The organism is Runella zeae DSM 19591 (genome assembly GCF_000423565.1).
GTDB lineage: Bacteria > Bacteroidota > Bacteroidia > Cytophagales > Spirosomataceae > Runella > Runella zeae.
Map to the genome: position 1 here is coordinate 66145 of NZ_KE384045.1, position 24677 is coordinate 90821.

A 24677-nucleotide genomic window follows, 5' to 3' on the forward strand; every position below is an offset into this window, starting at 1 on the left:
GTCCAAATGAAGCAGACAGCGTAATAGGTATTGAGACATCTAAACTGTGTACAAGAATCTTTTAAACTAAATATTGTCCAAATGAAGCAGTGAGACACGCAGGCGGGGGTCTAAACCCCGCCTGCGATAGAGACCGCGTAATAGGTATTGAGACATGTCTTTAAGGTATTGCTTGAAGCCCTCTGGGTTAGTTCAAATGAAGCAGCGAGACACGCAGGCGGGGGTCAAAACCCCGCCTGCGTTAGGTGGGCCAATCTGTAAAAGGATCTCGAAAGTCGGATTGCGGATACTTTTTCTTGAGGATGTCTATGTGCTCTTGCCAAAACATTTGCACTTCTTGTTTATAATTGTAGCCAACGGTTCGGGTATTGCTGAAGGCAGGGTGTTTGAAAAACGTCAGTTCAAATATAGCACAAAAGCTGATAGAAGAACATCAGTTGATATACTTCCGTCAGCCCTCATTTTGGGAATACTACGTTAGCAACTGGTTTATTACTTTCACGTTAATCAAAGTCCTGATTTGTGGCAGTTTTTCAGTTATGACCTAAGTTTTGACAACAAAAATCATTTTGAGAAATGGTTTTTTATTTGAGTTGACCACTCTTCTATTGTTTCTGCATGTGTTTTATCGGCTTTGTCAAAAAAGAAATGCTGGTTAATTTCAAGCCCACAGTAGGTGAAAATTCCTTTGTCGGATGTTAAAGAGAGTGCCTTGTCCATTCCAATATTTTCATATTCCGATTTTGATTTGCCTTGCGTATTGATGATTGTGGTTTGTTTGTCGGTAAGCAGACCTTTCTGGATGCCTTGGTCATAACGGTAAGCAAATCCGTAGCTAAAAACTCGGTCAATATATCCTTTCATCATTGCCGGCATTCCTGTCCACCAAATGGGGTAAATGAAAGTAAGATGGTCTGCCCACGAAATGTAATCTTGCTCTTGTTTAACATCTTCTGCAACTTTCCCGATTCGTTGTCCTTGCATATCTTGGAGCGAAAGAATCGGATTGAAATTGAGTTGATACAAATCTCTAATTTCGATTTCTTGGTTTTTACTTTGCAGAATTTTCTCCACCGTCTGCATAAAGTGATGGTTTAAACTTCCCTCATTGGGATGGGCATAAATTATTAAATGTTTCATTGTCCTATTTTGTTTAATTTGATAGGACAAAAGTAGAATGGCAAAGTCTGCTAAAATTGTAAGAAAACGAAATGGGGTTTATTCAGCCTTTGCCATACAAATATCTTGTTGAAACTTCAGATACTTTGTCGGGCTAATGTGGAGGTAATGTTTGAAGTCGTGAATGAGTTGGCTTTGGTCATAATAACCACATTGGTTGACAATGCCAAACCAATCAATTTTGGTGGATGTTGAAGCAATGTCTTGAATGAGTGCGATGGCTTTCAAAAATCGTTGATAACGGTTGGCTTCCTTGGAAGTGTAGCCTAAAAGTTTCTTATGATTGAGTTGGATGTTTCTTTCCGTTTGGTTTTGTTGACTTGCAACCGATTTAATGGGGTTCAGATTTTCATCATCAAAGTTTGCTAGCCTTTCAGCAATGATACTTCTATCCCTTAAATAAGGTTGGCAAAAATCAAGAATAAAATTTACTCGATGGTGTATGTCTTCTATTTTATTGAGGGTTGTCCACAAAGCGGTAAAACAATTTTTATCTACTAAATTGTCAGGATTTATTGGGAAATGTTCGGCAATAGCCGCGTGACCAAAAAAACGGTAAAAACCATCGTCTTTAAAATTGGCAACTAAAATTTGAGCATTAGAGGGCAAAGAATAATCAAAAGCTTGCTTGACGGGGCCTAATACAAAGCATCTATCAATAGCTACTTCTGTGCTATTTTTAGAATTAAGAATGGCCTTTTCTCCAAAGTTAAAAATTAAGATTGTTTGATACGAAGGCAAAAATGTTTTGGAAATGATGGCGGAAGATTTATTATCAGCATAATAAAAATGAGAAAAAATATCTTCATAGTCTATCGGGACAGCTATTGTAAGACTTGTGTATTTATCCTCGTTTTTTGTCATTTTCTAAGTGGCAATATTTGTACAGTTGTGTGGATGAAGTTGCCGCACAACAGTGAAAATATTAATTGGTAAAACAATAAATTTCCTATTGAGAGGAATCATAAAAACTGTACCGAAATAAGCCATTGTTTAAATCGGTACAGTTGCATTTTGCACTCATAAAATCAATAAGCTATACCTATCGAATCAAGAATTTTGTGAGAATGCAATACAATTAACGAAGTTCAATATCTGTCGAAAGAAACCGCCCGTCAATAGCATACAATCCTGGAAACTTCACAATAGGCGTAAGTTCGCTACCATCGGGCCGACATCTGAATAATAGGTCATTTGCCCTAAATACGACGAAATTGACCTCAGCAAACGACCACACATCAATACTAAGGTTTGTCCTTCCTATATTAATTTCGTTGATTAAATAGTTTGAAATACGCTTGTAACTATTGGTGTTAAGATCATAAATATACGTCCCTTGGGTTGCGGTCGTGATTTCTTCGTTGGCGATTTTTGTTCCTGATTTAGCGTTGAAAATAATATGCGAATTGTCCGTCCATTTATACTGATTGTCGGTAAATGGAATAGGAATGACTTTTTCAGTCAAATTTTTAACATCCAACACTACCACGCCCGTTTCCTTGGTCCAATAGCTTCTATTGCCTCCAACCCATCCGGCATTGCCTAAGAGAAGCCGACTTGAGTCAGGCGAAAACTCTTTTAGGAGTCCATGAGAAGTATCGACAACGCCCGTAAAGCCATTGGGCATAAACAAAAAGCTTTTGGCGCTGGAGCTCATATATGGGGTAGGGATAGGTACCGATGGTTTTTTTGCTTCAAAATCTTTCACTGAAAATGCAGGCTGATCATTGTCAGTTAGCCCACCCTCCCCGTTATAGGTCGGAAATCCACACAATAACGCTTTTGTTTGGGTTCTGTTCAACCACATTGAATGAAATGACTTGGGACTGCTGGGAAGAAATAACTGTTTTTCCAACGACCACCAACCACTTTTGGAAGGATCATTTATATCAGTGGCATAAAACCAATCAGTGATATAAGTATTATTGTTAATCCAATCACCATCTATTTCTTTAAATTTTCCGGTAGTTAAATTAATCATCTTATCATCTTGGAAGGTTTGCTGTCCTACGATAGCGTTCTCTCCTTTCACAAACAAGATTTCTCCCGTCATGGCACCATTGAAGGTAAGTTGGGTCGGTGTTGAAAACTGCCCTTTTGTTATATCAAAATCAACCTTCCAGATATCATTATTAAAAATCAAATACCCTTTTGACCAATCCGTAGATAGTTTTACGGAGCTTCTGTCTAGGGCTGACCCTTTGCTAACCGTTGCCATTTCTATATCATACTTGAAAACACCCGTTGAATCGAATCCTAACAAATGATCTCGACTGCTGGGTATTCTATTAAACAACATTTTATGTTTTTTAGAATAATACGTTTCCCCTTTTCCGGGCCACCACGATACTTCTTTTCCCGTTCGTATGTCAAGAATGACACCATAGCCACTGAAATTACCTTCAGCGGGCGAGAGATAGTTTGTATTGGTAGACAAGGTATAATAAGGTTTAGTTTCGACGGCATCAGATGACCCTCTATGAACCAAGAGGTAGTATTTGTAGTCGCTAGGGAGCAATGCACCTTTCAATGTACTTTTGTTAGAAGTGGTAGTGGTTTTAACGGGTTTAGCGTTGGATTTGGTTTGTGAATAGGCAAAGTTTACAAAGGCAAGCAGTAAAAGCACTATAATGAGTCTTTCTTGTTTCATTGGTTGTAAAGATTAGTAATTGCCTAAATATCGGAATTAAAAGCTTTACATCATTTTGAAAACAAAATAACTTATCCAACCAATGATGAACTAGGTTGCAAGTTTCCCAAAAATTCAGACAATTATCATTTTCAAAAGTAGGCTTTGATTTATCTACAATGACTCCTGATACCACTTCTTACACCAAGCTGTATAATTTTTTTATGCTTCATTACGAGGCCATTTTCATGAATAACGGATAATGAGACAAAGAAAAATGACTTCTACCACCGCATGTAAGTGTTGTGTGTTGTCTGTTAATATTGATGTTGAACGATGAGGCAAAGGTAGAGTGGGGCTAGACCTAAAATCGTTCACTTACGTTAAGAATTGAAGTTTTAAAACTTAAACCCAAAATCAAGTCCTGGTTGAATAAAGTAGTTAGGCCATTTTTGTTCTACTGCTTTAAAAGAGGCTGGAACATTCGTTCTGAGAGGCCAATAACTAATTCCGATAGCTGGTTCAAAAAAGAAGCGGTCTTTAAAAAACTTAAACTGGTAACCTAAATAAAAGTCTAGATATAAGGTGTACCCATTTCCAATCTTTTTGTTATTGTTATCCATGTATTTTTCAAAAGCATTCAACGCATAAACGGCGGTATAAACTCCTTTCCACCAAAACCGCTGGTACCCTATTGTAGGTGCAAGTATGCGTGCATGTCCAGGATAGGTATCTTCCGTACCATCAAATATTTTTCCCCAAGGCGTACCTAATGGCCAGTCGTAAACGGATCTTTTAAATCTAATGGAAACAACATCTTTTGGTGTTATCCGGTATCCAACATTTAATTGTACGTACTCAGGGTTGTGATTTTTAGTAAAATTGCCCAACAAATACAACGTGCTGCCAATGAACCATCGCTTATAAGTACTGTCTTGTTTTGCATTTTGTGCTTTTACCTCTAAACCGCTTACCAGCAGTAGGGCAAGTCCAATCCATAAAAATTTCTTTTGCATATCAATTAGTTGTTAAATGATAATGCAAAGGTAGATTGGCGAGATACCCTGACTCCTTCACTTAAGTTAAGAAAAGAAACCCTATCCCTTATCTTTTTCTACAATTCTTGCCCTTAGCCTGCTCAAGGATTGGGGTTTGATACCTAAGTAGCTCGCTAGTTGATGCTGTGGTACACGTTGGATAAGGTCTGGTCGATTTTGGAGTAAGTTGAGGTACCGTTGTTCGGGGGAAGAAGTCTTAAATGCGTCAAAATCAATTCGTTGTTTCGCTAACAGCTCTTCGGACAGTATTCTACACATAGTGTCAAACTTTGGGAATTTACGGTTTACCTCTGCTTCCATGTCAGAATTTGAAACGAGAAGGATACAATCTTCTACACAGCTTACATAATAATCGGACGGCGTTTTGCTGATGACACAGGGAGGGGTCAGCGCCTCCATTTCTGTGTAGAAAGCAGTAGTTTTTTCTTCACCGTCTAGTATATAATATGTTCGGATACAGCCTTTTAAGGGGAAGTAGCTCTCTTTCGATTTTTGCCCTTCACTGAGTAAAATTGTTCCTTTCTTTACCGAGTGAAATAAATCCAAATTAAGGAGTGCGTTCTTTTCCTCTTCTGTCAGCGTAATGTATTTGGAGATGAAGTCAAATAGGATGGTTTTCATTGTTCTTTGTAAGTACGGCTCGGCTGTTGGTGATACGTGTCGCTACTGTTACAATAGTAAGCCTAACTTGGATAAAATCCAATAATCAGGTAAAAAGCATAAAAAAAATGCTCCTTTTAGAGCCCAAAATGGCCTTGAAATAAGAGGATGTTGGGCTTTGTCAGTTTCATAAGAACGGCGTCTTAGTAGGCCAAGACAAAAAAGAAGCAGGTTTTAATGTAGTTGTATTGCCGGCGATAACTCCATGATACAAGAAAAAGGGGGAAGGAGCAATGCTCAACGCTACTTGAGGTCACTCATTTCCTTTATGGCTTGATTTTTATCCATCGCAAAAGCTTAGTGACGATAGTAAATTATTTTAATGACAGTCCCAATTGAAATACGCATTTTCAAATTTTCTATTTTTTAAGTCATCTATATTTATGAAAATGTTTGCAACTCCACAGTCGCCAAACATTATTTCATCGTCAGTGTCAATTTGTAAAAGCAACACATCTTGTTTTGATTCTTTGTTATATGCTCTTGGATCCGACTGAGTAAAATAGGCATAACCACCAATTTTATGCCCAATGACATAAAATAAATTATCCATTTGCTCTTGCTGCTCCTTTGGAAGTGTTTCTTGAAAATCGAAGTAGTCTAAGCCGTCAAAATCTATTTGAAACCGAAAGTCTTCGCATCCGCCAAATTCGGTTTCTTTATTAAATATCAATGTGTGTTCGCAGTAAATTGGACTTTCTTTATAAAGTTTATCTGTTAAAAAACTAAAGTCACTCAATGGCTCTTCGTTATCCAATTCGTGAAAAATTATTTTGTAATCTTTCTTCTCCATATTATACCAATTAGTTGGATGTACAAAAAATTGTAAGATACCACTTTGAGGGTAGTCGTCAAGTTTAGGGATTTCTGAAAAGTTGATTTGAGCCAACATTATCATAGGTGTTCCGTCTGAGCAGGTTGGGTAAGAGTGGCTTTGGGGAATATAAGGTTGTCCTAGAAATTTGCTTTGCCTAAGATTTAACTTCTGTCCATTTTTGTTTGGATGAGCAAAAATTCTAACTGTTTCAAGTCTATATTTTTCAATCTGAGCTCTAAATTTTTCTAAAAATTCTGGTATCATTTGTAGCTTCTGTTTTTATTGTCGAACGTTTTGGCGCTTGACAAAGTTGGAGATTTGAATGTATTTCAAAGTTACGAATTTAGTTGAAAAGGGTTATATTTGTGATACAATAAATCTGCTTACTCCCCGCCTGTTTTACTACCCTGAGAGCTGTGGGGGTAAACTATTTGTTAGTAATAGCGGTAAAAATTAAATTTATGGAGGGCTTTGAAAAAGTGAAAATAAATGAAAAACAAATTGTTGATTAAAGTTTTTTGTGGGGTTTTGTTATTTTATGTAGTAATCTATGTTGTTAAGTCTCTCTTAGAATATGGTCAGCCGAATTTTGATGAAGAATTGGTTAGTGACTTGACTCGTGAGAGAAGACTTTATAGTGAAATTGGGAGTTATCAGGGATATGAGTTTACTTATTCTCGAAGCGATACTAAAAAAGATTCGCTAGTCTTTGTACTAAAAATAAATGGTTTAGAAGGGAGTGTCAAATATGATGGATTAGCTGTTAAAAAGAATAATAAATGGATTTTAAAAAAAATAATAAAACAAAATAAGTAAGAGTAGATTTAAAAACTTCCTAAAGGCTTAAATTATATAATGCCTTTTCCTAAGACATGACTTGAGGAAAGTGCTTTTGTTGCCCAAATATTAGTAAAATGAAATGGTTTTATTCCCAAATGCAAAGAAAGATTAACGGATTGAAGTGTGAAGAATTGAAATACAGCTGATAAAACTTGGAAAATAGGGGGTAGGGGCATGAGAAATCAGATAAATTAGGAAATTAATTATGCTCGTTTGGTAAGTTTACAGATACTACTTTAAATGACCATCTAAATTAAATTCTTGAAATGACTAATCAAAATGGAAAGAAAGATAACAAGGTAATAATTAGTTTTTGGTTTTTTTGTCTGATTGCAATTGTAACTCCTATTTTAGCTAATATTTTTTACAAATTTGAATTCACGCGATGGCAGAAAATAATTGCTCTTTATTCGCTTTTTGGGTTTATACCAACGATGATAATTTTCATAATATTCAACCAGACTATGAACCCAAAAGCTTTTGAAAGAAAGATTATAAATATAGTTGGAGTGTTATTTGCTGTGAGTTGGGCAGGATACCTATTGTATTCATTACTATCGGGAGAGTTTGTTTAACTCCCTTTAAGATATGAAAGTTAAAATCATTGTGTTTTGACAACGTATCCATTACTAATGCCCCCTTGGAGTCGCGCCCGACTCGGCGATTGTGTAAGAAAGGTGAGTTGATCGGTACAGATCTTGGGCTTGGAATTTGGTTGTTTAACTTATTGTTTCTTCAATCTGTTTCATATACTATTGTCCAATAGGGTTCAAAAATAATGTCTTTAAAGTTGAAACTATGTAAATTTTTACCTCTGTAAATCCCGTTGCTAAAGGTGTCTTGTATCCAATTACGAAATGTCCAGTTTTGGTCATTGTCTTTTTTTTCTTATATCTACCTCAGCGGTTAGGTTAGAGGGCTGATAGGTAAAACTAATACGCATAGAAAATGGAGTGTTTTTTTTCTACAAAAATCGCCAGAAAAGGCTAATTTCTGGCGACTTTTGTAGAAAATATTGGAAAAAGTAGTCCTAAAAACTCCAAGTAAAACTCAATTTAGCATTGAAAGGCGTGCTCGGGGTGAAGTGGATTTCTTCTACGGGAGAGGTTTCATTTTGCAGGCGACTTTCGGTTGCAAATTGGGTTTCTTTCCAACGAGTATTAAAAATGTTTTGAATGGAGAGGCTAGTCATAAAACGGTTTTTAGTATAACTGAGCAAACCATCACATACAAAGTATCCTTTGGCTATAATGCTGTAGTCTTCGTTGGCAGGACGGTCTCCTACATAGCGATAACGTAAACTTCCGCTAAAACCAGTTTCATTTTTCCAAGTTAAGCCCCCAATACTCGTGAAATGGACAGCCAAGGGGAGGTAGTTTTGTCCTTCGGCTTCTCCAACGGCACGAGGCTTGGCCCAGTTAGCATCCACATCCACAAAAAGCCGTTTCCCCACTTGATAACGTAGCGACACATCCACTCCTTTGCGTACAGACTTGCCTGAAGGCTCTACTACTCCCGCATCGCCTACATATACAAACTCCTGATCTAACCACAAATACCAATAAGCGGCGTTGAAGAGCAAACGCGGAATCGGTTTCCAGACTGTTCCGGCATCCAAGCCATAAGCCGCTGGCAATATTTCCAAACCGCTACGTTCGACCACCGCACGGGTATCGTTGGAGTGAAAGCCCTTACCAGCATTGAGGTAAAATTGTAAGGAGGAATTGTGAGTATAGTACAGATTCAACTTCGGTGACACAATCGATGCTTGGGACTTAGAAACGGTATTGTTCTGTAATTGGTCAGTGTATTGATTGCGAAAATAATCAAACCGTACTCCCACCGTGGCCGAAAGACGCGGACTGAGCTGGAGAGTCTCGTCTACATACACACCTACATTGGCTTCATTGACATTCCCAAGTTTGAAGGCTTCGAGTAGGAGCGAGCGATCTTTGGTATGAGAAAGTTCTGAATCGGAGGTGAGGTCGAGGCGATAATTGATACCCGCATTGAAAGTGGCTGACTTGGTGCCTAAACTATGGGTGATAGCGTAGTTGCTATTATAACCCCATAAGTTTCGGGCTTCACGTTGCCGAATTTGGTCGCCATTGAGAGGGTCTTCCAGAAAAAATGTAAAGTTGGAATAAAGGGTAAAATTATAATTAGAATAAAAAAGCTGGTTTTTCCATACGTGGTTTCGCTTGGTCAGGGTCACGAGTTCGGCATTGAAATTCGTGCGGCTAGTTTCCCCTCCTTCATTGGGGTCAATCGCCCCAAAGAAGCCGATAGTACCGTCGGCCACGGCGCGGTCGGGGATTTGGCCTGAAGCATCCCAGCGGCTCCAAAAAGTAGAGGCCGTTAGGGTCAAGTTGGTATTTTTGGAAAGGTGACTATGGAATTTGCCGAGCAAGTTGACCCGATTAAAATGCTGAGGGGCTTCAAAATAAGAATCAGAGTAGTTGTATTCGCCGGCTATGTAAGCATTATTGGTGGCGGTTTTGAGCAAGTTGGCTCCTGCTACTAAACGATAAGTGTTGAATTGTCCCACTTCTGCTTTGACGAAGTTTTGATCAAGTACGGTTTTGGTACGAAAATCAGCCCAACCTGCCGTAGCAAAATTGCCTTTGTCGGCATCATAAAGTCCTTTCTTAAAATCTACTTTTTCAATCAATTCGGGAATGATAAAATGCGCATCGGCATATCCCTGACCGTGGGCATGAGAAACCATGTTGATAGGCATCCCATCGACGGTAAGCCGAATGTCAGTACCGTGGTCAATATCAAAACCTCGCAAAAAGATTTGTTCGGCCTTTCCGCCGCCTGCGTGCTGACCAATCACTAGCCCAGGTATGATTCGTAGCACTTCTTGAGAATTGTTGATAGGGCGGGTTTTGATATCAAGGCTCGAAATCACCTGTTGATGTTGGGGGTTTACGGCAGAGACTTTCACCTCGCTGAGTTGGAGTGAAGTTTGGTCAAGGGCAAAATCAACATTAATGGTTTCATCTTCTTTAACAACGACGATTTGGCTTTGTGCCTTGTATCCCACAAAAGATACTTCTACTCGGTAAGTGTTGGGCAATAAATGCTGAATACTAAAGTAACCAGCAGCATCCGCGACGGCGCCTTTGTTGTGGTCGGCTATAAGGATGTGTGCCCCTACAATGGGCTGTTTGGTGGTTTTATCGACAACTCTCCCTACTACACTGCCAAGGTGAGCAAAAGCGGCATACATACTCAAATAAAGAAGAAGAAGTGTGGAAATAGATTTTTTCATGTGTTTGTGAATGAATAAAAGGAGTACTAAAATTTGTGCACAAAAGTACTACTTGTATGTTTGTTCGAAAGTAAATTGAATTTAGAAAATATTTTCTAAAAATTTAAAAATAAAATTTTCCGCGATAAGTTGACTCGCTGAAAATCTTACTTTGCTTGCTATTAGATGCTTAGATTCTTTCCAAATCTTAGGAGATTTGCGTGAGCTTTGTAGTGAGTATTAAAAAAAATGAGCAGTTTTGTTTCGTTTTTAGCATCATTAACCTAGGATACCTTTGAATTTCACCGACGAGATAATAGACGCATTGTCTATCGATTGCCTTATTTTCGGATTTAAGGACGCCCAGCTTTCCATTCTTTTAGTCAAACACGGAATCGGGCCCACGCTAGGCCAATGGGCCTTGCCAGGCAGTTGGATAAGGTACAACGAAAGTATCGACGAAGCTGCTGGGCGAATATTGTCGTCGCAGACTTCCGTGGAGAATATTTATCTAGAGCAGTTCAAAACCTTCGGCGAAGTGCGCAGATTTCCACCTCGACGCGTCATCACGATTGCCTATTATGCCTTGGTCAATATTGAAAAGTTTGAACTTCACCCTGGCCCTACCGAAGCCGATGTGTCGTGGTTCAATATCCAAGATATACCTACGATGCCTTTTGACCACAACAAAATTTTTCAAGATTGCCTTGATTTTCTAAAGCACAAAATCCAACATGAGCCGATTGGGTTTAATCTACTTCCGTCAAAATTTACGCTCTTGCAATTGTTAGAGCTGTATGAAGCGATTTTGGGGCAAAAACTCGATAAATCGAATTTTCGAAAGAAGTTTTTGAAAATGAATCTATTAGTGGATACAAACGAACGTCAACAGGATGTATCGCACCGTGCGGCTACTTTGTATAGGTTTGATGAAAACGTGTACAATAAACTGTTGGCGAAAGGGTTTACATTTGAGGTATAGTATCGCCCTTTCGCCCAAAGTCCGCCTTATAAGTAAGGTTCAATGGTCTGGATTTTGCCATCAGCATCGTATTCCAACTCCGTCATTTTGATGCTGCGTAGATGTGTAACGCCTTCCGAGAGGCTTGAATCGTGGTAAAAAAGAAACCATTTCCCATCTACTTCACAAATCGAATGATGCGTAGTCCAACCTATCACGGGTTGAAGAATGGGTCCCTGATACGTAAAAGGGCCATAAGGCGAATCGCCAATAGCATAACAAATGTAGTGCGTATCGCCTGTCGAATACGAAAAATAATACTTGCCATTGTAGCGATGCAACCAAGGAGCTTCAAAAAAACGCCGTTCGTTGTCGCCTGCCAACAACAAATTTCCTTTTTCATCCAAAATCTGTACATCTCGTGGACTTTCGGCAAGTGCTAGCATATCATCGGTCAACTTGGCTACTTTAGGGCAAAGAGCGGTTTCATTGGCAAGAGGCTCTTCATTTTCATGGTGATAGATGTTGTCGCGGTACTTTTGTAATTGGCCGCCCCAAATGCCTCCAAAGTATAAATAATAACTTCCGTCGGTGTCTTCAAACACTGCGGGGTCGATGCTATAGCTGCCTTTGATGGGGGATTCTTCTGCCACAAAAGGCCCGGTGGGAGAGTTGGCAATCGCCACACCAATCTGAAAAATTCCTTCGTGGTTTTTGGCTGGAAAATAAAGATAGTATTTACCTTCTTTGTGGGCGGCATCAGGTGCCCACATTTGTCGCTCAGCCCAAGGAACATCGTTTTTGTGGAGCGCCACACCGTGGTCAATTACTTCGCTGTCAGGCGATTCCATAGAAAAGACGTGATAGTCTTCCATCCCAAAATGATCTCCGTCATCATTAAACGGAACTCCTGCGTCAATATCGTGGGAAGGATAAATATAAATTTTTCCGTCAAAAACGTGGGCCGAAGGATCGGCGGTAAACAAATGTGTAACCAGTGGTTGAGAAATAGCTCGTTTGTTAAGCTCCTCAAAATCAATGTGTGACGTGCTTTCTTCTGGCATTTTTTTATTTTTTATTAATTGCTGTAATCAACTTTTGTCGGATGTGAGAAACTTCTATCACTTCGCCTAAACTTCTGTCACTTCACCTAAACTTGTGTCACTTCGCCTAAACTTCTGTCACTTCACCTAAACTTCTGTCACTTCGCCTAAACTTTTGTCACTTCACCTAAACTTCTGTCACTTCACCTAAACTTCTGTCACTTCACCTAAACTTTTGTCACTTCGACGAAGGAGAAGTCTAAAACCTACCGCTGACGTTTTTCTTTCAAATCGGTCTCAATACGTACTTCCATTGTTTTGTTTATTTCATACCAAAACAATAAAGCAGTACCTACCAAGAAAATCAATCCCGGATAAATACTGACGGCCATTTGAATGCCATTGACGGCCTCTAAGGTTTGTTGAGTTTGCTCCGCTATATACCCGTATTTAGACAATATCCCTGCTCCTAAAGCTCCGCCGATACTTAAACCTGCTTTTAACCCAAAGATCATAGCTGAAAATATAATAGCCGTAGCGCGACGGTTATTTTTCCATTCTGAATAATCGGCCACGTCGGCTATCATGGCCCAAAGCAACGGAATCGTTACACCATAAGTAAAGCCGTGGAGAATTTGGGTGAAAAATACCAAACCAATGCTGGTATTGGCATAAAAATTAAACATCAGCAAGCACAGCGCCGAAAGTGCCAAGAAAATTCCAAAAATGTTACGCTTCCCAAAACGGTCGGCTAGGGGTTTTGAAAACATGATTCCCACAATCATAAAAATAATCCCACCCGCATTAAAAACACTGTTGGCGGAGGTAGGGGCATCTTCAGGCCATTCAAATTTGCCTAGCCCTAAGCTTGTAATCGTGGTGTTTAAGCCCTGAATAAAATCATTGAAACCAATGGATTCTAGATAAGCCGCTTGGGCAGCAGGGTCGAGATAGTATTTGAAATAATAAATGTACATGCCGCCTTTGAGGGCTAAGGTGACAAACACCAAGATAGTTACGACCAGCATAATGACCCAAGGTCTGTTTTTAACAAGGTCTGTTAAATCTTGTTTGATGGAGTTTTTTTCTTCAACGGGGGGCACTATACGCTCTTTAGTAGTGAAAAAAGTAATCCAAAAACAAATCACCCCTACAATGGCAAAAAATAGCATTACCTTTTCAAACCCCACGGCCTTGTTGCCATGACCAAGCGACAACGCCAGAGGCAAAAGCAATGATTGAATGATAAATTGGGCAACCATCACAGCCACAAAACGATACGATGAGAGGCTATTACGTTCTTTCATGTCGCCCGTAATAACCCCGCTCAACGCCGAATAGGGCAAGTTGTTGGCCGAATACACAATGACGAGCAGCAGATAGGTGGTGAGGGCATACACAACTTTGCCTGTTTCCCCAAAATCTGGAGTAGAAAAAGCCAACAATGAAATCACGCCAAAAGGAACAGACGTCCAGATAATCCATGGCCGAAATTTTCCCCAGCGTGTATTGGTTCGGTCGGCGATGAGTCCCATCAAGACATTGAAAAATGCCCCTAACAAGCCCCCCACAAAAATAATGACACTTGCCGTACCAGCAGGGATTTTGTAAACGTCGGTGTAGAAATACGCTAAAAAGGTCATTAATGTCTGAAAAATCAGGTTGGCAGCTAAATCGCCTAAGCTATACCCAATTTTTTCGAGAACTGAGAGTCTCTGATTGCTGGAATTCATGAGAGTGGTTGATTTAATATGGATTAAAATAGTAGGGCTTCATGTCGAAGCCCTACAAAATTATCATAGGTTAATTTCAAATTTTATCTACTTGAATGTTGGTTAAACCCCTTTAACCCCAAAGTACACCCAATTAGGTAGATTTGAATAGGAAAGCAAACTTATGGTAATGTTTACTATAATACTAATGGTATTTTTTACAATATCGGTAAATGTTTTTTGTTTTTCAGGTTAAGTGTTTGTTTTTCAGTGTATTAGGTGTTTGCTTATTTTGAAGATTCTCCGTCAAATTTTTGTATTATGTTCAAAATCAATCTTTATAAAAAAATAAATTTCAACTTATTGTAAAAAATACCATAAGATATTGAAACTTTATTACTTTTGTTAGACTATTCACAAAAAATCTTTGTTTGATTATATTACTCGGTTTTACTATGGCTTTTCCAGTTCAAGACCATGTACTATGGAAATCATATCGAGAGGGCGATAAGCAAGCGCTTGGGATGATTGTTGAGCGACATTATCGCACACTACGCCGCTATGGTCTAAAATTTATGATTGATGAAGCAACGGTGGAGGATTGTATCCAAGATTTGTTTTTGCAGCTTTGGCAAAATCGCCTTCAAATCAACGATACTTTTTCGGTAAAACATTATTTATTAAAATCTTTGAGAAGCCATATCATTCAATATCTACGAGCCGAAAAACACTTTAGTCACCAAGAGACGGATTGGGACACTGCCTTGCCCGAAGAAGTAGACGCCGAAACGTTACTCATTCAGGAAGAAGTGGCATTGTTTCAAGTAAATGAACTAAAAAGACAACTTGATACTCTTCCCGCTCGTGAGCGAGAAGCCTTATATTTGAAATATTACGAAAACTTATCGGTATGTGAAATTGCTGAAATGATGAATGTAAATCGTCAATCAGTTTCTAATTTTTTACAAAAAGCCCTCAGCAAGCTGCGTAATCGTTGGCTAGTAGCACCTCTCTTTATGATAATTTGTACTTTTTTTTAAAAAAATTAGCTTTCACTAGGGTATCTAGGGTACGTATCTTCATACTATCAATAAAAATAGTAGAAAAGTACCAATGAGCCTTTCACCAAACCCTTTTTCTGTGGCTGAACTTCTTGAGGATGAAGCTTTCCAACGTTGGATGAAGGAAAGACAGCCCGACGATCGCCTCTTTTGGAAAGAGTGGCTCCAGGTTTATCCCGAAAAAAGAGAAATATACGAACAAGCCGTTGCTACATTTTTGGCGATTGAAGGCAAAGAAGATACTCTCTCGGCCCAAGATATTTCTCTAAAAAAAGAACAAATACTAGAACTGATTTCTGAAGAATCTTCCTCTTTTATAAAACCGCTTTTGAGCTGGACTTGGCTCCGTGGGGTGGCGGCTGTTATCATCATGAGTGTAGTGACGTGGTATTATTTTCGGGATTCAGATACTTCACAAATAGCCCCTTTGACGACCCGCACCGAAGAAAAAGCCCTCAAGAAAGAGGAATGGAGGCAGGTAAGTAATACAACCCAACAGCCTATGGTGGTTTTACTGCCTGACAACTCATCGGTGGTGTTGTCAGAAGGAAGCAGTTTACGGTTCCAGACAGCCGTAAATACCGCTAAACGGGAAGTGTTTTTGAAAGGAGAAGGTTTTTTTGAAGTAAGTAAAGACCCCCAGAAACCTTTTTTTGTTTATACCAATAGTCTCACTACCAAAGTATTGGGTACAAGTTTTCAAGTACGTTCGTTTGAGGGAGAGACAGTGGCTTCGGTAAAAGTAAAGTCAGGTAAAGTGGCGGTGATGCCTATAGCTTCGCCCAATAAGCCCACTTTACTTACTCAACACCAACAGTTAAGTATTGAAATCAAAACGAACAAAATAACCCAAGAAGAATCGCCAATAGTGCCAGAGAATCCTTCCGACGTTGTCAATCAGGAGTTTACGTATGAATATGCCCATGTATCTGACATTTTAGAGCAGCTGCAAGAATCTTATAATATGCCTATTCAATATGAGCGAGAAAAACTCTCCACTTGCACGTTTACAGGGCAATTAAACGACTTACCATTTCTTGAAAAAATCCGATTAATCTGCCTGACCATCGAATCTACTTACCAAATAATCGATAACAAAGTCGTCATCCAAAGTAAAGGATGTAATTAACCATTTTTTGTTTAAATCTTAACCAAACTAATAATAATGAAGTCTTAAAATCTATCTCTTTCCTTTTTCAAAAAAGAAAAGCGATAGTGCTACCAACACTATCGCTTGTACTACTTTGAAATGTGTAGGTATGACACATTTCGCCTAAAAGGCAGTAAACTGTTTTTGTCATTTCTTCCAAAAAACAACAAAACAAACAAATGTATGTATTACGATTTATTTAATCACAATGTTTGGATCAGGATTATGAAAATATCAAGCCTGCAATTCTTACTTGTGCTCCTATTTTTTAAAATAAGCTTCGCCCATGATGGCAAAGCGCAGGAGATTTTGAAGCGTCGAATTAGTTTTTCGGCTCAGAACCAAGATGCAGAAGTGGTTATCAAGAGAATTGAAAAATTGGCCAATGTACAATTTTTATTCAGTAGAGAAATTGTACAATCGAAGCGCAAAGTTACCTATCAAGCCAATAATGAAGAACTTTTTGGCGTATTGGAGCACATTTTGACCCCGCTCAATTTGACCTACGAAGTAGTAGGGCAACAAATTTTAATCAAACGGCAGCCTGCGCCCACCCCTTTTCTCCCCCAAAATTCGCCCCAAGAAGCAAGTCTCACTGAAATAAAGCAAATAGACATTGCGGGCCGTGTAACAAGCGATGATGGCCAAGGCTTACCAGGGGTAAATATTCAAGTAAAAGGCACCGTAAAAGGTACAAGTACAGATGCAAACGGTGACTATAAACTTACTCTTCCTGACGCTAATGGGGTTGTTCTTGTTTTTTCGTACGTAGGATATGTCACCAAAGAAGTGACAGTGGGTGCTCAAAAAATCATCAATGTTCGTCTGGAAGCCGACAACAAGACCCTCAATGAAGTAGTAGTGGTAGGCTACGGGACGCAACGCAAACGCGACATGACGGGCGCGGTAGTATCGGTCAATGAAGCTACGCTCAAAGAAGTACCTGCCCCCAACCTTTTGAACCAGCTCAAAGGACGGGCAGCGGGGGTATCTATTGTCAGCAATGGCTCTACACCCGGTAGCCAAGGAACTATTCGTATCCGTGGAAACCGCTCTATTACTACTGGAAACGGCGATGGCCTTGATGGGCCGCTTGTGGTAGTGGATGGTATCCCGTTTGGAGGGCTCAACGATATAAACCCCGACGATATTACTAGCCTCGAAATCTTAAAAGATGCCTCTGCTACCGCTATTTTTGGTTCGAGAGGAGCGGGTGGGGTGATTTTGATTACTACCAAAAGAGGAAAAACTGGCAAGCCTGTATTGACTTATGATGGGTATCATGGGGTGACTAGTATCATGGGTAAATACAATGTCATGAATGGTGAGCAATATGCCAAATTTAAAGACCTTTCAGCAGCATTGAATACCCAAGGAGCAGGTACAACGGCTTATCCACTCACGGAGGAAGAAAAGGCAAATCTTGCCGCAGGAGTCTCGACCGATTGGCAGGATTTATTGTATAAACCAGGCTTTAATACAAGTCATCAACTTGGCTTACAAGGTGGGGTAGAAAATACGCAATATGGCTTGGGAATAGGGTATTTTAACGAAACAGGTATTATGCCAAACCAGGATTTTCAACGTATGAATATCCGCGCTACCATCGACCAAAAAATCGGCAAACGAGTAAAAATAGGACTAAATACTATCAATACCCTTACGTACAGAAACGACCCAGCGGGTGGGGGAGTGCCGACAGAGTTGGTTCGTTTGTCTCCTTTGATCAAACCGTATAATGATGATGGTACAGTCAACTTGAACCCCAAAAAAGGTACGATTGAAGCGCAAGCTGTAAGTCCGTTGACATTGATTTCGCGCGGAAATGATATTCTTTCTAACGAACGCTCCATCCGTACCTTTAATAGTTTGTATGCCGAAGTAAATATTCTAGACGGACTCAAATACCGTTTCAATGCAGGCTTGAATTTTAGCCAAGTACATTTTAATGGATATGGGCCTCCAAACACTTTCGTGAACTCGGGCGTTGACCAAAGTGTATCTAACGCTGACATCAGAAATACGGAGTATTGGGACGTAAACATGCAGCATTTGCTGTATTATGATAAGGTTTTTGCTCAAAAGCATAAAATTGGGTTGACTGCTCTTTATGAAATCACCAAAAATCATAACATAGGTAGTAGCTTTAACGTAAAAGGCGTACCCGCTGATTATATCAAAACCTCCAACTTCTCTTTGGCTTCTGGTCAACCTACTGGTAGTGGTAGCTTTGGAGAAACGGGACTTTTGTCGTACATGGCGCGGGTAAATTATACTTTCAATGATAAATATAATTTGACGGCTACTTTCCGTCGCGATGGTTCTTCGACATTATCACCCGGAAATCAGTACTTCAATTACCCAGCTATTGGTTTGAGTTGGAATATTATTGATGAGCCATTTATGAAAGAAGTACCTGTTTTCTCTAATTTAAAATTGAGAGGTGGTTGGGGAATTTCGGGCAACCGCAACGTAGGAGCTTATGCTACGCTAGGTGCTCTTTCCACAGGGTATTACAACTTCGGTACTACCACGGCAGGACAGGTACTGGCCTATACCGTTACGAGTCTTCCAGCGAGTGATTTGGGCTGGCAATCCACTTCTCAATCCGACATTGGTTTAGAAATTGGGTTGTTTAACAATCGCATTACAGGTTCATTTGATGTTTATTACCAAAAAACAAAAGACATTTTGCTTTCGGTAAATTTGCCTCAAAGTAACGGTGCGGGTTCTACCTTAAAAAACTTAGGACGAACAGAAGGAAGAGGATTTGAGTCATCGTTGACTTTCGACATTTTCAGAAATAAAGGTGGTTTTAATTGGAGTGCTGACGTAACCTATTTCTTCAACCGTGAGAAAATTACCCAGCTCACTACTCCTACTGAGCTAGACAATAAAGGTAATTTTTGGTTCGTAGGGCATCCACTCACCGTTATTTATGATTACAACAAAATCGGTATTTGGCAGCAAGCAGATGTGGATAACGGCGCGTTGAAAAAACAAACATCGCCAGTGCAGATTCCGGGCGAAATACGAGTAGAAGACGTGGACAATAATGGCGTGATTGATGCCAATGACCGTAAAATCATCGGTAATTTTCAACCAAAATGGGAAGGGGGGCTTACCAACAGATTTACTTACAAAGGCTTTGACCTGTCTATCGTTACCTTCGCACGTATGGGGATGAAAGTTGTAGTTCCTTATTTGTCAGGTACATCAGGTGGGGGTTCGGGCTTTGGTTTCTTAAACCAAGGACGCTCCAACCAACTAGTAATGGATTATTGGACGCCTGACAATCCAACCAATGCCTTCCCAAGACCAGATGCAGGTGGTGGGGTAAGAAACTTTACTTCGACTACTTCGTACCAAGACGGCTCGTTTATTAAGATGAGAAGTATCAATTTAGGTTATACTGTCAATGGAAAATTACTCTCCAAATTGGGCGTTTCTTCGGCGCGTATTTACCTCAATGCTACCAATCCTTTTATTATTTATTCACCATTAGTGAAAGACAAATTGGCAGTTGACCCCGAAGGAAACGGCTATGGTAATACCATTCAAGGAGGTAATTTTAATCGTTTTGTGACCGTAAACCTCAACAACCCTCCAGTGCGTCAATATACCTTAGGTTTGAATCTTAAATTTTAATTCAAGATGAAAAAGATACATAGTTTACTCATTGTCTTTACTTTACTTTTCTGCCTAAGCTGCGGAAAAATACTGGAAGAGCATCCTCAATCACAAATTGTTCCTTCTTTTTTCAATAGCGCTTCGGGGGTATTGGGCGGTATTGCGGGTGTATATAACGAAATCCGTGGCCAGTGGGGTACCGAAGGGTTCTCCTCGGAAATGCAGGCTGGTACCGACGAATTTATCCAAGGTGCAAGTAGTGGCGGTGGTCCAGTACATACCTTCAACGGCCTCAATAGTACCAATTTCGGTTCGGCTTGGGCGGCGGCTTTTACTTCTATCAATACCATCAATGGAGTATTAAAATTTGGGCAAAACATTGATTTGCCCGAAGCCACCAAAAAACAATATTTAGCACAAGCTAAGTTTTTGAGAGCTTTTTGGTACTTCTATTTGGTACAAACCTGGGGAGACGTGCCTTTGCATACGGAGTTTATTACGTTGCCCTCGCAAAGTGCCAAAAGAGACCCTGCGGCTGAGGTTTATAAATTGATTATTCAAGATTTTACGGATGCCGCTGCCGATTTACCTGACAAGCCAACGGCTCCTTTTTTGGGTAAAGCTGCTACCAAGCCTGCCGCTTTGTTTTTCTTAGCAAAAGCCTATTTGACGCGCGGTTGGTTGACAAACTCCCAAGCCGATTTTGCCGAAGCGGCTAAAATTTCAAGTGAAATTATTGCCAATAAAGGAACGTATGGCTTAGACTTGTGGCAAGACTTTGGGGATGCGTTTGTACCTGCCAATGACTACGGTAAAGAAACGCTGTTTGTAAGTGACCACTCAAACGATGCCAAATATGGCTACTATCGATTGGGGCAGGGCGAAAGTGGTGGTTTTGCCAATAATCTTACTCCTTGGTTTACCAACTGGAACTATCCTAATAACAGTGGAATAAACTCTTTTGTAAATGCTTCTGGGGTTTTGGTCAACTCTGGAACGTCGGGGATGATTCGTGATTCCTATTATGGCCGTCCGTATCAGCGTCTTCGTCCCAACAGTGTCAAACAAACTTCTGGGGTAAATGCCGGTAAAAATTATTTTCTTGATCAAGCTTTTGTAAAGAGAGATATTGATTCTCGCTTTATGAATACCTTTTATACGGTGTATATCTCTAATACAGCTGTAACCAATACGGCTAATGCCGCCAACAATAAACGCGGTATCGGCTATACCATGCAAGTAGGTGTGGATACTGCCGTATTGATAACGGACTATGAAGTTGTAGGTGCTCCTCAATTTAATGGAACACGGCCTTTCAAAGGAATCATTGCTCCTCCAAGCTTGTGGAAAGCAGATTTGTACCCTGCTATCAAGAAACACATGGATCCAAGCCGTGGTAGCAACTTCAACGACCCTTCTACTCGTCCGGTAGTCATTACTCGTTTTTCAGAAGTGTATTTGGTAGGAGCCGAAGCCTATCTTCAATCAGGAAACAAAGCAAAAGCCGCTGAATTGCTGAATGTGGTTCGTCAAAGAGCTGCTTATCGAAAGACGAACACCGCAGCACAAAATGCCGCTGCTGCTGCTGCAATGACGATTACTGCCGACGAAGTAACCGTTGATTTTATCTTGGATGAAAGAAGCCGTGAATTTTTTGGCGAGTGGATGAGGTTCCAAGACTTAGTCAGAACCAAATCTCTAGTAAGACGTATCCAAGCTTGGAATAACGAAGCTGCTCCGTACGTCAAAGATTTTCATATGCTAAGACCGATTCCTCAGTCACAAATAGATCGTACTGTTGAGGGACCTGCTTTTACGCAAAACACTGGTTATTAAAATTGAAGTGTGCCAGTAGAAGATAAATCGCATGAACGGGATGTAAGTGGCATTTGTCACTTACATCTTTTGTGATTTTTTAATCAATATATTTGTATATTTTATGAAATAAATATAACTTTTTTATCTTTGTAGAGGCGTTTATAAGTACCTTTGGCTATGTAATATTTATCCAACAAAGACCAAATTTCATCATTTATCCTTTCTGAATACACAAAAACGGTAGTGATACCCTAACTGTTTTTTTTATCAGGGGAAATGTGTCATAACTACACATTCTGCCTTTTATTGTAAAAATTTAGTTTAAAAAAATAGCCAATTCTATCCTTATTAGGTCGTAAACTTATTATTAATGAAACAGTTATTTTCGTTTTGCTTTCTTTTTTTATCGTCTCTGGGTTTCTCTCAGGAAGCGACAAATCTCAAACTCTGGTACAACAAACCCTCGGGGACGGTTTGGGAAAATGCCTTGCCCATCGGTAACGGGCGCTTGGGGGGAATGGTCTATGGGAACGTTGGCCGCGAAACAATTCAATTGAATGAGCACACGGTTTGGTCAGGTAGCCCCAACCGCAATGATAATCTTGACGCGTGGGCTTCGCTGCCTGAAATCCGTCAGCTGATTTTTAACGGTAAACAAAAAGCGGCCGAACAGCTGGCCAACAAAACCATCATTACCAAAAAATCGCACGGGCAGATGTTTCAGCCCGTTGGCAATCTGCACCTTACCTTTGACGGACACGACAACTATACGAATTATTACCGCGAACTGGATATTGAACGCGCCGTATCCAAAACGACCTACACAGTCAACGGAGTGAAATATAAGCGTGAAGTGCTTGCCTCTTTGCCCGACCGCGTGATTGTGATACAATTGACGACCGATAAATCGGGAAGTCTGTCTTTTGCAGCTTCTTATGCCACACCTCATGCCCAAAAAGAAATCAAGACGGTTTCTTCAAATGAATTGACTTTATCAGGTATTACCTCCGATCATGAGGGCGTGAAAGGCATGGTGAAGTTCAAAAGTATTGCCCGTATCAAAACCCAAGGCGGAAGTATCACCGCCAATGATACCGCGTTGATTGTCAAAGGAGCAACCTCTGCTACTATTTACATTTCTATTGCTACTAATTTTAACAGTTATAAAGACCTCAGCGGCGATGAAAATGCACGGGCATTGGCCTATTTGAACAAAGCTTATGCCAAACAATATGCTACCATTTTACCCACTCATATCACTGCATACCAAAGGTTTTTTAATCGTGTAAAGCTAGACCTTGGAACAACCAATGCTGCACAACTCCCGACTGATGAACGGCTTAAAAATTTTCGTTCAGTCAATGACCCTCAGTTGGTTACGCTGTATTATCAATATGGCCGCTACTTGCTGATTTCGTCCTCACAACCATCGGGCAACGGTGAATCGGGGCAGCCCGCCAACTTGCAAGGTATCTGGAACCATAGAATGCGTCCACCGTGGGACAGCAAGTACACAATCAACATCAATGCCCAGATGAACTACTGGCCTGCTGAGAAAACCAACTTGTCGGAGCTGCATGAGCCGTTTTTGAAAATGGTAACGGAACTTTCCGAAACGGGTCAGCAAACGGCGCGCGAAATGTACCATACCCGTGGCTGGATGGCGCACCATAATACCGACATCTGGCGGGCAACGGGAGCTATCGACGGGGCGTTCTGGGGTATGTGGCTGGGCGGTGGCGGCTGGACAGCGCAGCATTTGTGGGAACACTATCTGTACAATGGAGACAAGGCATATTTGACAAAAATTTACCCCATTCTGAAAGGAGCGGCCCTTTTTTACGCTGATTTCCTGATTGAACACCCCAAGTACAAGTGGCTGGTAATCAACCCGGGAAGCTCCCCCGAAAATGCCCCAAAAGCCCACGATGGTTCGTCGCTGGACGCAGGCACGACGATGGACAACCAGATTGTGTTTGATGCCTTCAGTACGGTCATTCGGGCGTCGGAAATCCTGAAAAAAGATGCCGCTTTTGCCGATACCCTTAAACAATTGCGTGGGCGACTGGCACCGATGCATGTAGGTCAGTACGGTCAGTTGCAGGAATGGCTCGACGACGTGGACGACCCGAACGACCACCACCGCCACGTATCGCATCTGTACGGTTTGTTTCCGTCCAACCAGATTTCTGCTTACCGCACGCCCGAGTTGTTCAATGCTTCCCGCACAACGCTTATTCACCGTGGCGATGTCTCGACGGGCTGGAGCATGGGCTGGAAAGTAAACTGGTGGGCAAAGTTGCAGGACGGCAATCATGCCTACGCCCTCATTCAGAATCAGTTAACTCCGCTCGGCGTCACCAAAGACGGTGGAGGGACGTACAACAATCTGTTTGATGCTCATCCGCCGTTTCAGATTGACGGGAATTTTGGCTGCACGTCGGGCATTACCGAAATGTTCATGCAAAGTACTGACGGAGCAGTACACCTGCTGCCAGCCCTGCCTGATGTCTGGCCTGCGGGTAGCGTGGGCGGTTTGCGGGCTATCGGCGGATTTGAGGTACAGAACATGGAATGGAAAGACGGCAAACTCACCAAATTAACCATAAAATCGGCGCTAGGCGGCAACCTACGGGTGCGTACGCCAAACGCCCTCAAACTCACCAACGGGAGCGGGCTCAAACCTGCTGCTGGCGAGAATCCGAATATGTTCTATCTAACACAAAAAACACCCGCTCCTGTCCTTTCAGCGAAAGCCAGTTTGACCCCGCTTTCGTTGAAAGAAACAGTGTTGTATGATGTGCCGACGCAAGCAGGAAAAACATACGTTTTTGTGGCGCAATAAAAATGATTAACAGAATAT

The 24677-nt window shown here is 40.7% G+C and carries 16 protein-coding genes; 7 read left to right on the forward strand and 9 right to left on the reverse strand.

Annotated features, from left to right (window positions below):
• Positions 1-564: 564 nt before the first annotated feature.
• The 6 genes from G563_RS0131030 to G563_RS0131055 form a co-directional block, all read right to left on the reverse strand.
• Positions 565-1140 (reverse strand): NAD(P)H-dependent oxidoreductase, encoded by a 576-nt coding sequence (locus G563_RS0131030; RefSeq protein WP_028668759.1) that lies wholly within the window; start codon positions 1138-1140, stop codon positions 565-567.
• A gap of 78 nt (positions 1141-1218) precedes the next feature.
• A complete protein-coding gene (locus G563_RS0131035; RefSeq protein WP_028668760.1) occupies positions 1219-2043 on the reverse strand; it encodes a helix-turn-helix domain-containing protein in 825 nt (274 codons plus the stop codon).
• Between the two features lie 214 nt (positions 2044-2257).
• Entirely contained in the window at positions 2258-3829 is a 1572-nt protein-coding gene (locus tag G563_RS0131040) for a hypothetical protein (protein WP_028668761.1), read from the reverse strand.
• Between the two features lie 377 nt (positions 3830-4206).
• Positions 4207-4824, reverse strand: a complete 618-nt coding sequence (locus G563_RS0131045) for a hypothetical protein (RefSeq protein WP_028668762.1) — start codon at positions 4822-4824, stop codon at positions 4207-4209.
• Positions 4825-4905: 81 nt separating this feature from the next.
• Positions 4906-5487 (reverse strand): Crp/Fnr family transcriptional regulator, encoded by a 582-nt coding sequence (locus G563_RS0131050; protein ID WP_028668763.1) that lies wholly within the window; start codon positions 5485-5487, stop codon positions 4906-4908.
• Positions 5488-5845: 358 nt separating this feature from the next.
• Complete coding sequence (locus tag G563_RS0131055) at positions 5846-6607, reverse strand: YwqG family protein (RefSeq protein ID WP_028668764.1); 762 nt, start codon at positions 6605-6607, stop codon at positions 5846-5848.
• A gap of 225 nt (positions 6608-6832) precedes the next feature.
• Between G563_RS0131055 and G563_RS0131060 the strand changes: the two genes are divergently transcribed.
• Complete coding sequence (locus G563_RS0131060; RefSeq protein WP_028668765.1) at positions 6833-7159, forward strand: hypothetical protein; 327 nt, start codon at positions 6833-6835, stop codon at positions 7157-7159.
• 1054 nt (positions 7160-8213) lie between these two features.
• Here G563_RS0131060 and G563_RS0131070 read toward each other — a convergent pair.
• Positions 8214-10460 (reverse strand): TonB-dependent receptor, encoded by a 2247-nt coding sequence (locus G563_RS0131070; RefSeq protein ID WP_028668767.1) that lies wholly within the window; start codon positions 10458-10460, stop codon positions 8214-8216.
• Between the two features lie 274 nt (positions 10461-10734).
• Between G563_RS0131070 and G563_RS0131075 the strand changes: the two genes are divergently transcribed.
• Entirely contained in the window at positions 10735-11421 is a 687-nt protein-coding gene (locus G563_RS0131075; RefSeq protein WP_037328681.1) for an NUDIX hydrolase, read from the forward strand.
• Between the two features lie 26 nt (positions 11422-11447).
• Here the strand turns inward: G563_RS0131075 and G563_RS0131080 are convergent, their stop codons facing one another.
• A complete protein-coding gene (locus G563_RS0131080) occupies positions 11448-12464 on the reverse strand; it encodes a glycoside hydrolase family 43 protein (protein WP_028668769.1) in 1017 nt (338 codons plus the stop codon).
• A gap of 245 nt (positions 12465-12709) precedes the next feature.
• The gene (locus G563_RS0131085; protein ID WP_028668770.1) at positions 12710-14176 is read right to left on the reverse strand and encodes an MFS transporter; all 1467 of its coding nucleotides are present in this window, start codon (positions 14174-14176) and stop codon (positions 12710-12712) included.
• Between the two features lie 410 nt (positions 14177-14586).
• Here G563_RS0131085 and G563_RS0131090 point away from each other — a divergent pair, with 410 nt between their 5' ends.
• From G563_RS0131090 to G563_RS0131110, 5 genes are all read left to right on the forward strand, one after another.
• Positions 14587-15195 carry an RNA polymerase sigma factor gene (locus G563_RS0131090; protein WP_310586574.1) on the forward strand — a complete coding sequence of 203 codons (609 nt, stop codon included), beginning with the start codon at positions 14587-14589 and terminating at the stop codon, positions 15193-15195.
• A gap of 100 nt (positions 15196-15295) precedes the next feature.
• The gene (locus G563_RS0131095) at positions 15296-16345 is read left to right on the forward strand and encodes a FecR family protein (RefSeq protein ID WP_229598592.1); all 1050 of its coding nucleotides are present in this window, start codon (positions 15296-15298) and stop codon (positions 16343-16345) included.
• Positions 16346-16591: 246 nt separating this feature from the next.
• On the forward strand, positions 16592-20014 hold the full coding sequence (locus tag G563_RS0131100; protein ID WP_037328684.1) for a TonB-dependent receptor: 3423 nt from the start codon (positions 16592-16594) through the stop codon (positions 20012-20014).
• Positions 20015-20020: 6 nt separating this feature from the next.
• A complete protein-coding gene (locus G563_RS0131105; protein WP_028668774.1) occupies positions 20021-21832 on the forward strand; it encodes a RagB/SusD family nutrient uptake outer membrane protein in 1812 nt (603 codons plus the stop codon).
• Positions 21833-22184: 352 nt separating this feature from the next.
• Positions 22185-24659: a glycoside hydrolase family 95 protein gene (locus G563_RS0131110; protein WP_028668775.1), complete on the forward strand. Its 2475-nt coding sequence runs from the start codon at positions 22185-22187 to the stop codon at positions 24657-24659.
• Positions 24660-24677 lie beyond the last annotated feature (18 nt).